The organism is Candidatus Clostridium helianthi (assembly GCF_045310795.1).
GTDB lineage: Bacteria > Bacillota > Clostridia > Clostridiales > Clostridiaceae > Clostridium > Clostridium helianthi.
Genome location: NZ_JBJIAB010000016.1, coordinates 14,555 through 30,116, shown reverse-complemented (window position 1 = coordinate 30,116; position 15,562 = coordinate 14,555). Strand labels below are relative to the sequence as shown.

The 15,562-nt window shown below is 30.7% G+C and carries 15 protein-coding genes; 11 read left to right on the top strand and 4 right to left on the bottom strand.

Translation table 11 applies throughout. The features are described from left to right. Positions 1 to 209: 209 nt before the first annotated feature. Together ACJDTP_RS13455 and ACJDTP_RS13450 are read right to left on the bottom strand one after the other, a co-directional pair. The gene (locus ACJDTP_RS13455; RefSeq protein WP_103697725.1) at positions 210 to 1,331 is read right to left on the bottom strand and encodes a DNA alkylation repair protein; all 1,122 of its coding nucleotides are present in this window, start codon (positions 1,329 to 1,331) and stop codon (positions 210 to 212) included. Between the two features lie 157 nt (positions 1,332 to 1,488). Further along, positions 1,489 to 2,403, bottom strand: a complete 915-nt coding sequence (locus ACJDTP_RS13450; RefSeq protein ID WP_406761491.1) for a helix-turn-helix transcriptional regulator — start codon at positions 2,401 to 2,403, stop codon at positions 1,489 to 1,491. A gap of 109 nt (positions 2,404 to 2,512) precedes the next feature. On the opposite strand from ACJDTP_RS13450, the gene ACJDTP_RS13445 reads away from it, so the two are divergent. Next, positions 2,513 to 2,941, top strand: coding sequence for a PTS sugar transporter subunit IIA (locus ACJDTP_RS13445; RefSeq protein WP_173708321.1), 429 nt, complete (start codon positions 2,513 to 2,515; stop codon positions 2,939 to 2,941). Positions 2,942 to 3,082: 141 nt separating this feature from the next. Here ACJDTP_RS13445 and ACJDTP_RS13440 read toward each other — a convergent pair whose 3' ends face one another. Then, complete coding sequence (locus tag ACJDTP_RS13440) at positions 3,083 to 4,132, bottom strand: galactose ABC transporter substrate-binding protein (protein WP_078117437.1); 1,050 nt, start codon at positions 4,130 to 4,132, stop codon at positions 3,083 to 3,085. 241 nt (positions 4,133 to 4,373) lie between these two features. Here ACJDTP_RS13440 and ACJDTP_RS13435 point away from each other — a divergent pair, with 241 nt between their 5' ends. Genes ACJDTP_RS13435 through ACJDTP_RS13420 form a run of 4 tightly spaced genes read left to right on the top strand, consistent with a single transcriptional unit; the run spans position 4,374 to position 6,141 of the window. Further along, positions 4,374 to 4,886, top strand: a complete 513-nt coding sequence (locus ACJDTP_RS13435) for an RNA polymerase sigma factor (protein WP_143329410.1) — start codon at positions 4,374 to 4,376, stop codon at positions 4,884 to 4,886. Then, on the top strand, positions 4,883 to 5,335 hold the full coding sequence (locus ACJDTP_RS13430; RefSeq protein WP_406761490.1) for a hypothetical protein: 453 nt from the start codon (positions 4,883 to 4,885) through the stop codon (positions 5,333 to 5,335). The genes ACJDTP_RS13435 and ACJDTP_RS13430 overlap by 4 nt, the downstream gene beginning before the upstream one ends. Continuing rightward, positions 5,316 to 5,843 (top strand): hypothetical protein, encoded by a 528-nt coding sequence (locus ACJDTP_RS13425; RefSeq protein ID WP_406761489.1) that lies wholly within the window; start codon positions 5,316 to 5,318, stop codon positions 5,841 to 5,843. Before ACJDTP_RS13430 ends, ACJDTP_RS13425 begins: the two co-directional genes overlap by 20 nt. Next, positions 5,836 to 6,141 carry a hypothetical protein gene (locus tag ACJDTP_RS13420; RefSeq protein ID WP_171771929.1) on the top strand — a complete coding sequence of 102 codons (306 nt, stop codon included), beginning with the start codon at positions 5,836 to 5,838 and terminating at the stop codon, positions 6,139 to 6,141. Before ACJDTP_RS13425 ends, ACJDTP_RS13420 begins: the two co-directional genes overlap by 8 nt. 378 nt (positions 6,142 to 6,519) lie before the next feature. Here the strand turns inward: ACJDTP_RS13420 and ACJDTP_RS13415 are convergent, their stop codons facing one another. Then, positions 6,520 to 8,187, bottom strand: a complete 1,668-nt coding sequence (locus ACJDTP_RS13415; RefSeq protein ID WP_406761488.1) for an MFS transporter — start codon at positions 8,185 to 8,187, stop codon at positions 6,520 to 6,522. Between the two features lie 152 nt (positions 8,188 to 8,339). Between ACJDTP_RS13415 and ACJDTP_RS13410 the strand changes: the two genes are divergently transcribed. The 6 genes from ACJDTP_RS13410 (at position 8,340) to ACJDTP_RS13385 (ending at position 15,337) form a co-directional block, all read left to right on the top strand. Next, positions 8,340 to 8,987 (top strand): TetR/AcrR family transcriptional regulator, encoded by a 648-nt coding sequence (locus ACJDTP_RS13410; protein WP_173710062.1) that lies wholly within the window; start codon positions 8,340 to 8,342, stop codon positions 8,985 to 8,987. A 417-nt stretch (positions 8,988 to 9,404) separates the two neighbouring features. Further along, complete coding sequence (locus ACJDTP_RS13405) at positions 9,405 to 9,743, top strand: hypothetical protein (protein ID WP_026888713.1); 339 nt, start codon at positions 9,405 to 9,407, stop codon at positions 9,741 to 9,743. Positions 9,744 to 10,354: 611 nt separating this feature from the next. Continuing rightward, positions 10,355 to 11,164 carry an ABC transporter permease gene (locus tag ACJDTP_RS13400; protein ID WP_173710063.1) on the top strand — a complete coding sequence of 270 codons (810 nt, stop codon included), beginning with the start codon at positions 10,355 to 10,357 and terminating at the stop codon, positions 11,162 to 11,164. 98 nt (positions 11,165 to 11,262) lie between these two features. Beyond that, positions 11,263 to 12,303, top strand: coding sequence for a taurine ABC transporter substrate-binding protein (locus ACJDTP_RS13395; RefSeq protein ID WP_406761487.1), 1,041 nt, complete (start codon positions 11,263 to 11,265; stop codon positions 12,301 to 12,303). 15 nt (positions 12,304 to 12,318) lie between these two features. Further along, a complete protein-coding gene (locus ACJDTP_RS13390; protein ID WP_103699292.1) occupies positions 12,319 to 13,146 on the top strand; it encodes an ABC transporter ATP-binding protein in 828 nt (275 codons plus the stop codon). Positions 13,147 to 13,288: 142 nt separating this feature from the next. Beyond that, the gene (locus ACJDTP_RS13385; RefSeq protein ID WP_406761486.1) at positions 13,289 to 15,337 is read left to right on the top strand and encodes an alkaline phosphatase family protein; all 2,049 of its coding nucleotides are present in this window, start codon (positions 13,289 to 13,291) and stop codon (positions 15,335 to 15,337) included. Positions 15,338 to 15,562: the final 225 nt, after the last annotated feature.

Genomic DNA, 15,562 nt, shown 5'->3' with positions numbered 1-15,562 from the left:
AAAATAATTTTCTGTATAAATAAAAAAGCCCCAATAATGGGGCTAAAAGTGGATAGTTTAAATCATGAAAACATCTATATTATATGAAATTTTCGTAGAAATATTCATGTAATATGAATATTATTTGAATGCAATATATATTCCGATAATACAATTACATTGTTTGTTTAATATTATTGATATCCCTGTTTTTTAATTTCAATAGTAGATTATTTATAATCATATTTGCCTCCAAAAATATTTAATGTAGTCTGCGCAGCTTCTATGCCGTTAACCATAAGGACAATTTTATGAATGCCAGGATGATGCTTTCGGACAGTAAGATCTGCAAAGCTATGTATACGCGTACCTTGTAAATGTGCATTAGGTAACAATGTTTTGTCAGATAAAAAAAATAATTTACGTGATGGTTTACCATTTGATTTTATAAAATCAATGCCATATTCCAAGCGGATATGTACTGGGGAACCCCAGTCTATATCCAGTGAATAATTCAACTCACAACTGCCTCCAATTTTAAGGTGGTTAGGTTGAGCAGAGATTGAGGCATTTCTAAATATGGGATTTTCAGCTGAAGAGCTAGTGTAACCAAAGAGTGACATTGCATTGGGATTAGCTCTTTTAATAAGAGTGCGACAGCCGTGTCTTAAAATCCAATCAGTATTTTGATTATGACATATCCAATTTTCCGCTATCGCTAAAACAGCGTCAGGGTTATCTTTTGAAATGTCATTAAGGTTGTTAGCAACACTCTTGCGTACATAAAGAGAGTCGTCTTCTTTCAAATTTTCTAACACTTTAAAAACAGGTAATGGATCGGCTTTAAACATCGGAAGAGCTATTCCCCAAGGAAGACGTGGCCGACAACCTTCACTTGAAAGACGCCGTATATGCTCATTGGGAGATAATGACCATTTCATCATATATTTCATTACACTGTTAGAGTCACTCAATAAAAAGGGTCGAATCGCAAACTCTGACGATGATTGTTGAGTGAAGCGTTCTAAAGCATTCATGGAAAGCTCAAAATATTCCCCGTGTCGTCCATATGTAGCAACAAAATCAGGAAAGAATAGATATGGGAATCCAACACAGCTTTCATTAATAGAGAATAAGATATTTAGTGCATTTTCAAAATCATTAGGAAGGTAGTTACCTAATATTTCAGCTATTCTATGAATACGAGCCTTTAAAGGTAATTCATCCCACGGATAAGCTAAAATTGAAGCAACAAAATCGTTCTTATTAAATTCTGCATAAACATTGTGTATTTTATTTGCAAAATCATTTAAAAATTCTAACGTATAAATATTTTTTAATGGTTCACTCATAAGTATTTCATAATCTCCTTGTGACTACTGTATCAAAAACTTGATATTTTATTATAATTTGAATTTAAAATATAATAAAATATTTTAATGACGTAATCCTTATACAGTTAAATTTTATTTATTATTATTTTAATAAACTAAACTTGACTACATTATGTCAAGTTTTAGAAGTATATTTATTTATCATGTTGCCTAAACGGTTAATAATTTCGTTTCGGATATATATAGGCTCTATAATTTCCAACATTGCCCCGAAAGAAAGAAGATAATTATAAATCCATTCACCTTCAGGCATCGAAATGTCTATAGAGTAAGAGCCATCTTTATTCATAGTTATATTTTCTTCATCAAAATCATCATATACTCTATAGGCACCTTCTGATGATACTTTTAGCTTAAGATGAATTAGTTCACTGAATTTTTCTGATGGTGAATCATCAATAAGATCTTGTAAATCTTGATGTATACAACTTTCATCTGTAATATTAATATCACTCATACGAGTTATCTTAAAGGTTCTAAACGCTGTTCTTTGAAGACAATATCCGTGTAGATACCAAGATTTATCTTTGAATAACAATTTAAAAGGTTCAACATATCTATTACTTTTCATACCGTCAGCACTAAAATATGAGAAATTAATTACTTTTTGCTTTAGTATTGATTCTTTTATTAGATTAAAGATCTTTTTTTGTTTTTTCTCACTACCCCAGTTTGAGAAATCAACTTCAATCCAATTAATATCACTTTTCTGAAAAAGATTGCTTAATTTTGATAATACATCATTAATATCATCGTATCCTACAGCGGAAAGACTTTGTAGAGCAAGTAGAATTTTATCCTGTTCTACTTCAGAAAATAGTGATTTATCAAAAATGAATTTATCTACTAATGAAATACCGCCTCCTTTACCTTGACTTGAATATATAGGAATTCCAGCCTGGCATAGAGCGTCGATATCTCTATAAATTGTTCTGACAGATACTTCAAAATGATCTGATAGTTCCCTTGCTGTTATTGATTTTTTTTTGAGTAGAATATATATAATTTGAAACAATCTGCTAATTTGCATAATATCACCTCACATATAAATATATAATATATAACTTGACAACATAATGTCATATTATATCATTAATATAGAAAGATTAACCGAAAAAACTTTAAAAGGGGTAATTTTAATGATAGGAATAATTGTAGGAACTCATGGAGATTTATCTAAAGAGTTAGTTAAATCTGCAGAAATGATCTATGGAGAACAAAAGAATATTGGATGTGTTACATTTAAGCCAGGAGAGGGAATTGAGAATTTATTAGAGAAATACAATAAACTTATACAAGAATTAAATTGTACAGAAGGAATTCTAGTCATGGTTGATCTCTTTGGGGGAAGTCCATTTAATGCTGCTAGTATGATTGCATTAGAAAAGGAAGATATGGAGGTAATAACTGGAGTTAATATGCCAATGCTATTAGAAGTTTTTGCGAGCAGAGATATTTCATCAAGCCTTTCAGAGCTATTAGAGATTGCAAAAAATGGGGGCAAAAACGCCATAAAACAATTGGAGAAACAAGCAGGCAGGAATTTAGATGATGATGACATATTATGAGCAAATAGGAGAACTAAACCTGAATGGGAGGAAGTTCTCCTATTTGCATTTAAAATGTTAATTATAAATTTTATGATAGTATATACGTTTATATGACCTATAAGGAATTATTTATAGAATAAAGTTTATGAAAATAGAAAATTATTGTTTTTTTATATATTCATGAAAAGGCAATTTGATTATAGGACCAGTTCCATCAAATTCATAGTTTGTATGACTAAGTGGTTGAGCACCAGAAATTAAATTCAATCCTACAGAGTGTATGGCATCTGCATAAGCACGAGTATTTTGAATAACTGTACCTGTCATAAAGCCTTGATCTATTAGTTTCCTAGATTCTGGTATTGCATCTACACCAACAACTGGAATGCATCTTGAATTGCCGCCTTTGTTAAAACCATATTTTTGAAGTGCTTCAATAGCACCAATAGCCATAGCATCATTATTAGAAATTATAACCTCAATCCTACTATATAGATTTAGGAGGGAAGATTGTATGTCGTCTCTTGCACAATCTTTATTCCAATTGCATGTAGACGATAGGAGTTCTTCTGTTTTTATACCCGCATCATTAAGCGTTTGAATACAATACTTACTTCTTAAAGGTGTTGACGGATCGCCAATGGGTCCTTTTAACATAATATACTGCATTACATTATCTTTATTTCTATCTAAGATTTCTTTATTAGAATTCCATGTGTCAGTAAGAATTTTTCCTTGAAGGGAACCAGATTGGGCATCGTCTGCACCAATTATGACAGCTCGATTATAAGTTCTAATATAATTTATTATGGGGTTACTTGGAATTAGTGTTACAATCAGCGGAATATTATGATTGAATATTTTGCTAAGGGCATTTTGCGAAAAATTTGTGCTAGAGTTAACCAAGTCTACTACAAAAAGATTAAAGTTCTGATTAAATGACTCATCAATATTTTGATTTTGAATAGTTTCATTACCTTTTGAATCAAAGAATGTAAACAGGACTCTATTTTTATTTTCTTTTTCAACTGCCTCTAAATCTTTTTTTAAACTTGAAATAAAAGGTGAATTAAAATTGCTTAGGAATACTGCAATTTTAACTTGATTTTGAGAATTAGCATTTGGGCTAGCGTATGCAGAGATTTCAATGTTATGCAAGAGTAATATTGAAATTATTATAAGAGATAGTGCATTTTTAAAAAGCTTCATTGTTGTCCTCCATAGTTAGTAAATTATTTGAAATACACATGTAATTAGGTTGTCCTGTATTAAAAAATTTATTCATTTTAAGAGTCTTATTCTTATAAAATGTTTTATAAGAATAAGACATTTTATAGTGAGAAAGCAAAGTTATTTAATTTAAATTAATAAATTTTTTATAATTTTAAAAAAAGTTGAAGTGTTTTTTATTTATTGATCGTTATATTTAATGTAAGGATTAATTAAGGTGGTGATAGATATTGAAAAAGAACAATTTCCAAATTGCATAAAACAATATGAACGGTTAATTATCACTATTTGTTTATCCTTCACAAAAAATTATTTTGATGCTGAAGATTTGGCTCAGCAAACATTTTTATCAGCATATCAAAATTGGGAAGGCTTTGATGGTGATAACCTTAAGGCTTGGCTTGCTAAAATTGCTGCAAACAAGTGTAAGGATTATCTTAAGAGTAAGGCGAGAAAAACAGTTAGCTTGTCAGAAGATGAGTACCAAGATCTTGAGTATAGAGGAGATTCACCGGAGGAAACAGTAGTTAAAAAGAATACTATAGAGAGAATACAAAGTTTATGCAATAAGCTAAAAGAGCCATATAGAACTGTAGCTACAAACTATTTTTGCAAAGATGTCAAACTATCACATTTGGCAAAGGAAACGGGCCAGAATATTAAAACCTTGGAAACGCAACTTTACAGGTCAAAAAAAATGTTAAAGGATTTATGGAAGGAGGAGTTCATGTGAATAATAGATTATTTGATAAAGAAGGTCATTTGACTAAAGAAACATTAACAATGCTTAAGTTTGATATTCTAGGCGAAGAAGAAATGATTGACATATTAGAACATATTAGTGATTGCCAAATGTGTGCTGGTGAATTTGCTGATAGTTTTAAAGAAGATGAACTTGCAGAAGCTCCTTTAGGTTTTCAAGAAAAAGTACAAATTAAAATAAAAAGTAAGAGGCAAAGCAAGATTCAGTTTCGTTTTTATTGTGTTAAAGTTGCAGTTGCAGCTAGTGTGGCATTGATATTGGTTTTTTCAAATGGATTAAATTCTTTGGTTAATACAGCGACAAATCATGTTAAACCATTGGATTCTGGGATTGTAGATTCGGTTAATGTAAATCTTAATAACTTTTCTGAAAAAATAATTAAACTGGAGGTTTTTAATAATGATCAAGAGAAAAAGTAGATTTTTGACTTTTGTTTTTTCGATGTTACCAGGAGCAGGACATATGTATATGGGATTTATGAAAATAGGGGTATCTTTTATGTCTGTATTCTTCTTTTTAATATTTCTTTCTTCTTGGCTTAACATAGGACCGCTATTATATGTAGCACCACTTATTTGGTTTTATTCTTTCTTTGATTGTACTAATAGAATGAATTTAAATGACGACGAACTTTTACTTTTAGAAGATAAGTATTTGTTTTCTATTGATAAGCTAGCAAAATTAGATAAAGATATATTTGAGAAACGTAAACTTACAGTAGGAGTTATATGTTTATTTTTAGGTGTATATTTAGTTATAGAAAATATAATGAGTATTTTAGAACCATATATTCCATATGAACTACGCCGTTTTATTATTTATGATTTAATGAGAGATATTCCTAAAGTAATAATAGGAGTAGCAATAGTTACACTTGGGATAAAACTTATCAAGGGGAAAAAAATGGAGAGTGAGATAGATGATTAAGGGGCGTAAGGTAGGAACGCTAACCTCGGGACTTGCTTTAGTTATATTTGGGATAATGTTTTTACTTAGATTGTTTATAACTAACCTTAGTGTTCTTTTAATTGTATCAATGTGGCCACTTATCTTAGTAAGTGTTGGAATAGAGATTATCGCAGCTTATATAATAAATAATCAAGAAAAAATGCAGTATGATTTTAGCGCAATAATATTAGTTATTATTTTAGTTTTCTTTGCTATGGGAATGGGAGGCGCGGAATTTATAGTTACTCATTCGTCACAGTTTGGAGCAACAATTTAATCGAAATTTATGGAGTGAATATTTCGATTTATAAATTAAAGTTATATTTATTACGATTTGATGGTTGATAGATGAAAAGTGAATAATAAATTTATTATATAAAAGTAATTCAAATGAGTGCATATCATTTTAGCTAGAATGAAGACTTGACTATAGATAGTAATATATCTAAGCGTCAATAGCTATGGTAAAAAATAAGCCCAAGGCATATCGAACTGTCTTGGGCTTATTTACTGTAATTAGAATTAAGCAGTATAATTATCAACAGAATGCTGAAAAATAAATATTATATTGAAAAATAAAACTTCTATATTATAATATGATAAGAGTTACTTTACTGAAAATATTAATGTCATTTCAATGGTTATTTTGAAATATTCATACTACAAATTCTGGTTTGGTTTTTCCAAGTTCAGTTTCTTTCATTTTATTAAAAGGTACTGCCGCTAATCCTAAAATTGCGATAATTGCTGTGAGTAGGAAGCACTTATTATAAACTTTATTACTTTCATCATTTTTTATGACAGTCATGTTATCTAAGACCTTATGGATTTCTTTTGTTTGAGTATTAAAGTTTTCTTCTATAGCTGGCTTCGTTTTATCAGGAACAGAAGCTAACACAGTATCCTCTTTGTCTTTAATTAATTTATCAACCATATCTTTCGAAAAGGAAGTATTTTTGCTGGTGTCTGCAGTTTGTATTTTATCAATTATCGTAGATTTCACTTGATCCTCAAGAACTGTATTGTTATTAACAAGTTCTATTATTCTGTTTTTTGAATTATCTATAGCTTGAGTAGTGTAATAGCTGCTTAATGTTGAAACTAAGGCTATAGCTAAACAGGCAGTTAGTTGCCTAAAGCTGTTCAGTATTCCTGAAGCCAGACCATTCTTATCTTTTGAAACCTCGTCAAATGCACTTTTATATAATGGAGAGGTTGAAGCAACACCAAGTCCTACTACAATGAATGCTCCATAAATTATCTCCATATTGTTTGAATTATTCATAAATACAAGCATAAGATCACCTAAAGATACAAAAATTATGGATAATAATGAAATAATTCTAGCACCATACCTCTTAGATATAATTCCAAAGATTGGAGAGGTGAGAAATGAAACACCACTTACTATACCTAAAATAAGCCCAGATTTTAAAACAGAATAACCTAATTGGTTTTCTAGATAGAAATTCATTAAATAAGATATAGGCATATAAGCAAAGAATATTACTCCAACTATTATTATTGAAGAAGTAAAGCTTCTTATTTTGAATAATTTAAATTCTATCATTGGATTTTTTGATCTTAATTCATATATTAGGAAAGCAATAATTGAAATTGTTGAGGTTATTATTAAAGTGACAATTTTTGTACTGCCCCAGCCATATGAGCTTCCTTTAACAAGGAAAAAGGTTAGTGCTCCGGTTCCGTAAGCTAATAATATGGAGCCAATAAAATCTATTCGCTTTTCAATTGTTCTATCATAACATTCTGTAAGACATTGAGCCCCAAAGATTAAAGAGACGATTATAAAAGGAACATTTACATAGAATATTGCTTTAAAGCCAAAGGCTTCATTTAAGACTCCGCCAACAACAGGACCAGAAGCAGCAGCTATAGAAATTATCATACCAATTGCAATAGCAAGTTTTGACATGGCATCTTTACCAAATAGTTCGATACCTAAAGGAATGGCTAATGGAGCAAGAATTGCAGCGCCTATCCCTTGCATGATTCTAAAAATTATAATCATGGAAAGGGAAGTGGAAAGCCCGCAAAGTATTGATGAACTACCAAATACTATAAGACCAATTATAAAGAGTTTCTTTCGTCCAAAAATATCTGCGATTTTAGAAAAATTTATTAAAAGAGCTGAGAATGGAATTAAGTACGCGGTACTTACCCATGATATTCCTGTTATATCCGTGTTGAAATAATCAGCCATAGAAGGTAAAGATACATTAACTATGGTTGAATCTAATACTGTTAAGAAGCAAGCTATTGCCAGTGAAATAAATGCTAATACTTTTTGTTTTTTATTCATGATATCCTCCAAAAAATTATATTATAAAATATGAAACAAAGTTCATATTCATATAATACGCTGGAAAAAATTAAAAGTCAATACATGAAATGAATTTCATATTTTATTGACTTTTATTTTTTTATCTTTTATTATTTATGTAGGTGATAAAGATGGAAAGAAAGACAAGAATACCAACACAAAAAAGAGCATTAGAAAAATACGATAGAATTTTAGAAGCGGCTTACAAATTATTCAATGAAAAAGGTTATTATAATACTACAACAGCAGATATATCTAATGAAGCCAATGTAGCAACAGGTTCTGTATATGCCTATTTTGAAGATAAGAAGGAAATTTATCTTAAGGTAATTGAAAGAATTAACAAAAGTTTTGATTATCCAAGTCATGATTATTGGTTAGAAAATGCTGATAAGGAATTTGATAATGCTAAAGTAGTAAAACAACTATTTAAAGTATTTATAAAGATGATGTTAGATTATCATGACTTTTCTAAAACTTTTCATGATGAAATGGAAGCATTAACACTATTAGATAAAGATGTAGCTGCTTTGAGAAAAGAATATGATGAGCAGAGAAAAGATAAAATTAAAGAAATTTTCAAAGCTTTGTCTTTACCTTTTAAAAGTAAAGAAGATGAAAAAATATTTTATCATTATTCACTTTTTATTACAGATGATGTATGCCATAGAATTAAATTTGATGATGAAATTAAGGACATAGATTTGTGTATTGAGAAATGTGTAAATATGCTGTATTGCTTGTTTAAAGATTGTACAAATTATATAAAGATAACATAGAATATTAATTTGCTGGCACGAGTGGCTTCGGAGTCAATATTATCTTTTAACATAAAGATAACGATATTCTTATTATAGTGAAAAATTTTCTTCATAGAATTACATACACTTATATATAGATTAAATTTATATTATTAGTATTATTTGTATATATTAAAAAAGCCCCAATAAAGGGGCAAAGAATGAATGCCTAGGTTTAAGAATAAACCCATTCATAGTATACGTAAAGTTGAAATTTTTATACGCAACTATTGTTGAACTTTTATTAATATTTATGAAAATGCGGAATTTCTATTTTATGAGCAATTATTAGAGAGTATATCGTAAAAGCAATAACAAATATAGTAAATTAGCATAGTATATAATTAGAAGTTTAATCAAAAGATTATAAATTTGATAATTTACGGAGGAAAAGAAATGGGATACAGATGTCATAGAAGAAGATATAGAAATTCTAATACTCTTGGAGCTGTAAGTAATAATAATAATTGTAACGGAACTCTTGGAGAAAATGTACGATGCAATTGTAATGGAACTCTTGGGGAAAATGTGCAATGTCATTGTAGGAGAAATTACCCTTCAGCTGGTGCATTAGAAGATGCTTATAATCAAGGATACAAAGATGGATATTGTGCAGGAGTAGAAGCAGGACGTGAAGAAGGGTATTGTCAAGGATACCAAGAAGGTGCACAAGAAGGATGCCAAGATGCAAAAGAAGCTGCTGTAAGGTGTATAAATAGCATTAGATGTAATTAGAGTAACAGATTTTTTATAATAAAAATTAAGAAATAGAGAGAGCAAGGTAGTAGTACAGTGCTGTCTCTATTTTATATAATTTTTATATATTACTACTGTGAAAAAAGTAAGTTATAAAATGTTTAGAATATAAAAAATGCTTAGAGCAAAATAGGAGCTTTAAGTGTTTTTTGCTTTTACGATAAAACATAATTTGGAATTCAATAGTGAAAATAATTTTCATAAGTACCGTTAAGGGATTACTTATTTAGTTAGTGTAAATATATATCAAAATAATTTTACTATAAATGTGAAAAAAATACATGAACTTATTGTGTTGAACATTGAACAATGATAGTATTACATTGTTCAATAATTGAACTTCTTGAGCCGTGTGATATTATCAGGGTTTATATTAATATATAAACATATTTCAAGTTACTATATATTTTTTGGAAAAATAAATCGTACTTTTCTGATATGATTTGTGGTATTTTTTTATTGACAATACTTGGATGGTTTAGTAAGATATATTTAAAATTAAATCATAGTAATTCTATAGGAAAAGTAAAGAAGGGGGATATGTATGAAAAATAGATGTAAAAAGAAATGGGGGAGGGAAATTAACCTATATGAATAATCAAGACATAGCTACGAAAATAGTGAAAAGAAAAAGAGGTGAAATTTTTTATATTGGCATTTCTTTTACTTCTGTAATCATGTTCTTTATTGTATGGGAAATTGCCACGAGCAAAGGCTTGATTAATCAAGTATTTCTTCCATCTCCTCAAAAAGTATGGCAGGCATTTATTGAATTAGTTCAGCAAGGTTATAAAGGAGAAAGCTTGTTATCTCATATTGCAATAAGTATGGAGAGACTTTTCATTGCTATTTTTTTTGCGATAATAATTGGTGTTCCTTTAGGACTTATTGCAGGCAGCTCAAGGATTGTAAGGGCGATTATAGATCCGTTTATTGAATTCTATCGTCCGCTTCCACCACTAGCGTATTATACATTAATTGTGCTGTGGTTTGGAATTGGAGATGAATCTAAAATTATTTTATTATTTTTAAATGCATTTGCACCTTTATTAATTGGGGTTATATTTAGCGTTCAAAACGTACCACTAGATAGAATTAATGGAGCTAAATCATTAGGGGCAAGAGGAATAAATCTTTTTATTAGTGTTATTTTCAGGTCATGTTTACCAGATATATTAACTAGTCTTAGAACAGCCATTGGTGTTGCTTATGCAACTTTAGTTGCAGCAGAAATGGTTGCAGCTGTATCAGGAATAGGCTGGATGGTATTAGATGCAAGTAAATATCTTAGAAATGATATTGTCTATGTTGGAGTTATAATTATGGGAATTATAGCAATTATATTAGATTCTTTCGTGAGATTTTTGATTAGAAAAGCTTCACCATGGCTAGAAAAATAAAAAAATAGAAAGTTCTTTATATTGAGTAATAGTAGATTATTAATAAAATCAATCAATGTACAAGCAGGTACATAGAGATATTTAAAGGAGTGTTATTTATGAAAATTAAAAAATATACAGTACTTCTGTCAGCTATTTTATCCGTTGGTATTTTAATAACAGGCTGCTCAGGAGCAAAAACAGCTAGTACAACAGGGAATACTCAAGCTTCAGCTTCAGCGCTTCCAAAAGAAATACGTTTGGGATATTTTCAGTCTCCAAATGGAGAACTTCTTGCAAAAGGTGAAAAGTTACTTGAAAAAAAATTCCCAGGAGTTTCAATTAAGTATGTTCAATTTGATGTTGGGCGTGATGTAAATGCTGCAATGGCTAGTGGATCTATAGATATTGCAACTATTGGTACACCTCCAGGAACAACTGGAATTGTTAATGACCTTCCTTATAAAATTTATTATTTACATGATATAATCGGTTCAAGTGAGGCACTTGTTGCAAAAAATACATCTGGAATTAAGTTTTTAGCAGATATAAAAGGCAAAAAAATTGCAACTCCATTTGGTTCAACTTCACACTATAGCTTACTTGCTGCATTAAAACAAAATAATATTTCAGAAAATGATGTAACTATTTTAGATATGAGTGCACAAGACATTATAGCGGCATGGAGCAGAGGGGAAATTGATGGAGCTTACATTTGGCAGCCAGCTCAATCAAAGCTAGTTTCAGATGGTGGAAAAGTAATACTTTCATCTGAAGATGTTGCTAAAGGCGGAGCTGTTACTGGTGAATTTGGTATTGTAAATAATGACTTTGCAGCTAAGTATCCAGATGTAGTTAAGGCATATATTGATATATTAGATGAAGCTACTAAGTCATATAAAACTCAATCAGATGATGTGGTAAAAACATTATCTCAAGAACTTGGATTAAGCGCTGAGGATACAAAGCAAGCTATGAATCAAATTTCTGTTTTAGATAAGTCTGAGCAAGCACAATATATAGGAACATCAGACAAGCAAGGTAAACTACCACAAATTTTAAAGGATACAAGTGATTTCTTGTTAACTCAAAAAGCAGTTACTACTTCACCAGATATTGAAACTTTCAAGAAGGCGGTAAGAAACGATTTATATAATTAATAGAGGAGATATAATATGGAATCGCTAGTTGAAATAAATAGACAAGAAGAGAGAAAAGCAAATTGTTCTGTTGAATTGAAAAATGTTAATCTAATATATAAAAATGGAAAAGAGTATTCGAATGTCTTAAATGACATTGAGCTTAAATTATTTGATGATGATTTTGTTTGTGTTCTTGGACCGTCTGGATGTGGGAAAACTTCATTATTAAATGCTATTGCTGGATATAATACAGATATCTCAGGGCAAGTACTTATAAATGGAGCACCGCACACTAAGCCAAATCCAGATGTAGGAGTTGTTTTTCAACAGCCTAACATCTTTCCTTGGTTAAGTGTTGAAAAGAATATTGAATTTGGACTTAAGATGAAGAAGATTCCTAAAAAAGAGAGAGCAGAAATCGTAAATCATTATGTTAACTTAGTTGGTTTAGAAAAAGCTAGAAAACTGCTTCCTCATCAATTGTCCGGAGGAATGAAGCAGCGTGCAGCAATTGCAAGAACATTAGCTGCAGATTCAAAAGTAGTTCTGCTTGATGAACCTTTTAGTGCATTAGACGCTCTAACTAGAGAAGCTATGCAAAAACATCTAAAGAAGATATGGAAAGAGACTAACAAATGCTTTTTCTTTATTACTCATGATGTGGAAGAGGCGATTCTTTTATCAACCAGGATTATTGTAATGAATGCTAATCCGGGAAGAATTGTGAGTGATTTTAAAAATCCACTTCAACAATATGATGACAATAGCTTTAAAAAAATCAGATCTTCAGAAGAATTTGGAGAGCTTAGAGACTCGTTAATTGAATTGATTCAGGGAAATGACTTAGAAAATGAAGTTTAACAAATTATACGCTATATGAAAGAAAGCGCACGATCTATTCACAAAAATAAGTATCAATATTAAGAGTAATAGAAATATTTGATTTATTATCCTCTTGATAAAGGTACATTAACAGCAGAATTGTTGAAGGGAGATAAATATTATGAAAAGAGCAGCACTTACTCAAAAATTATTAGTCTTAGGCGTAGATGGCATGGATCCAAGAGTGAGTCAAAAATTTTTAAAAGAAGGAAAAATGCCAAATTTAAAAAAGCTGATTGAACGTGGTTCAGCGAGAGAAGACTTGAGACAAATTGGTGCGATTCCAACAATTACACCACCTTGTTGGACAACACTTGCTACAGGTGCTTATCCAGGAACACATGGAATTACTTGCTATTGGAGACAATCTTCTGAAAATCTTGATGCAGTTGTTTATAATATGGATTCGCGTAACTGTACTGCTGAACAGATTTGGAATATTACTTCAGAAGCTGATTTAAAAACATTAGTTTGGCATTGGCCAGGCAGTTCTTGGCCGCCAACTTCTCATAGTGAAAACTTAAGTGTTGTAGATGGAACTCAGCCAGGGTCTGTTAATATGGGAGTTGCACAACTTGATTGGGAAAAAGTTATTGTTGCTTCACCTGAAATTGAAGAGGTTCGCTATGCACCAAGAGTGGAAAAGCCAGCAGGTGCCGGTTGCATAATTACAGATTTAGAAGGAACTTTAGACGATGAAGTTGATGATGAAATGATGGAACTTTGGTGGGGAGATACAGCTCGTCAAGGTGGTGAAATTCGTACCTATGTTATGGATGATAATGATACAGAAATTGTTATTGGAAGTAAAGTAGCTTATGATATTGTAAATTCTCCACTTAAAGATGCAAAGGGATGGAAAAACGCGCCAGAAGGAGCAAAAGAATTCACTATAATAACTTCAAGCGGTGTAAATAGGCGTCCAGCCTTAATTCTCAAAAATGAAGCTGGTGAATATGATAAAGTAGCAATTTATAAAAATAAGAAGGCAGATGAACCAATCGTAATTCTAGAGAAAGATAAGATGGTAACAGGTATCATTGACGATGTTACAAAGAAAGAAGTAACAAAGCCTGCATGCCGTTCAATGAAGATTTTAGAACTCGATCCACAAGGCAATAAAGTTAGAGTTTGGATTAGTAATGCTCTTGACATCTCCAATGATCAATTATGGCATCAAAAATCTTTATACAAAGATATTACTGAGAATGTTGGACATGTTCCGCCTGTTAGTTTAATCGGTGGAGAAGATGATGAACTAGTGAGGGAAATCTTTGAACCATCCTGGGCAATTTACGATAAGTGGCAGGCGGATTGTCTTAATTATTGTATTAAGGAGAAAAAATATGATATAGTATTCTCTCATCTTCATAATATTGATTGCGCAGGACATCAATTATGGCATCTTGCTAAGACGCTTGAGCCATGGGATTACACTGATGAAAAAGTATATCAGGAATTTATTGAAAAATTCTATATACAAACAGATGATTATATTGGTGAATTTCTGCATCTACTAGATGAGGGCTGGACTGTATTACTTGTAAGCGATCATGGGCTTATGGTTGGAGAAAATGTACCTCCAATTTTAGGTGAGTATGGTGGGTTAAATACAAAAGTTATGGAAGAGCTTGGTTATACAGTTTTGAAAAAAGATAAAGATGGCAATTCAACAAGAGAAGTAGATTGGGAGAAAACAAGAGCTGTCCAGATTCGTAGTAATTATATTTATATTAATCTAAAAGGCCGTGACAAACATGGCATTGTAGATCCAAAAGATAAGTATGATTTAGAAGAACAAATAATCTCTGACTTGTATAATTACAGAGATGATAAAACTGGTAAAAGAGTTGTAGGCATATGCCTTAGAAATAAAGATGCTATCTTGATTGGTACTCATGGACCAGAATGTGGTGATATATTCTTCTCTATAGAAGAAAAATATAATAGACTCCACGGAGATAGCCTTTCAACTTCAGAAGGATATTTTGATACATCAGTTTCACCAATCTTTGTAGCGGCAGGTTCTGGTGTTAAGTCAGGATTTACAACTGAACGTATTATAAGACAAGTTGATGTTGCACCTTCAGTTTCTGTATTATTAGGTTTACGATATCCAGCACAGTGTGAAGGAGCTCCAATTTATCAAATTTTCTCAGAGGATATTTAGGTATATTAGAAAAAATAAAAAGTTTATCTTTTTTAATAGAAAATTAGGGCTATCGGAAAGTAAGAACTCTGATAGCTGCTTTTTAAAATAGGCAGAAAATTTATAAGGAAAACTAAATAATAAGCGCATAGAAGTTTTGCTTATTATTATAATGAATTTATTTAATAAATTGATTATAAGGTGTCCAGCATTATAGTCTCTTAAAATTACGGTTTTAAAATAATT

Coding starts and splice junctions, on each gene's coding strand:
- ACJDTP_RS13405 (WP_026888713.1), top strand. CDS start 9,405: ATGGGATACAGATGTCATAGAAGAAGATATAGAAATTCTAATACTCTT.
- ACJDTP_RS13385 (WP_406761486.1), top strand. CDS start 13,289: ATGAAAAGAGCAGCACTTACTCAAAAATTATTAGTCTTAGGCGTAGAT.
- ACJDTP_RS13420 (WP_171771929.1), top strand. CDS start 5,836: ATGATTAAGGGGCGTAAGGTAGGAACGCTAACCTCGGGACTTGCTTTA.
- ACJDTP_RS13440 (WP_078117437.1), bottom strand. CDS start 4,132: ATGAAGCTTTTTAAAAATGCACTATCTCTTATAATAATTTCAATATTA.
- ACJDTP_RS13445 (WP_173708321.1), top strand. CDS start 2,513: ATGATAGGAATAATTGTAGGAACTCATGGAGATTTATCTAAAGAGTTA.
- ACJDTP_RS13415 (WP_406761488.1), bottom strand. CDS start 8,187: ATGAATAAAAAACAAAAAGTATTAGCATTTATTTCACTGGCAATAGCT.
- ACJDTP_RS13410 (WP_173710062.1), top strand. CDS start 8,340: ATGGAAAGAAAGACAAGAATACCAACACAAAAAAGAGCATTAGAAAAA.
- ACJDTP_RS13395 (WP_406761487.1), top strand. CDS start 11,263: ATGAAAATTAAAAAATATACAGTACTTCTGTCAGCTATTTTATCCGTT.
- ACJDTP_RS13425 (WP_406761489.1), top strand. CDS start 5,316: ATGATCAAGAGAAAAAGTAGATTTTTGACTTTTGTTTTTTCGATGTTA.
- ACJDTP_RS13450 (WP_406761491.1), bottom strand. CDS start 2,403: ATGCAAATTAGCAGATTGTTTCAAATTATATATATTCTACTCAAAAAA.
- ACJDTP_RS13400 (WP_173710063.1), top strand. CDS start 10,355: ATGAATAATCAAGACATAGCTACGAAAATAGTGAAAAGAAAAAGAGGT.
- ACJDTP_RS13455 (WP_103697725.1), bottom strand. CDS start 1,331: ATGAGTGAACCATTAAAAAATATTTATACGTTAGAATTTTTAAATGAT.
- ACJDTP_RS13390 (WP_103699292.1), top strand. CDS start 12,319: ATGGAATCGCTAGTTGAAATAAATAGACAAGAAGAGAGAAAAGCAAAT.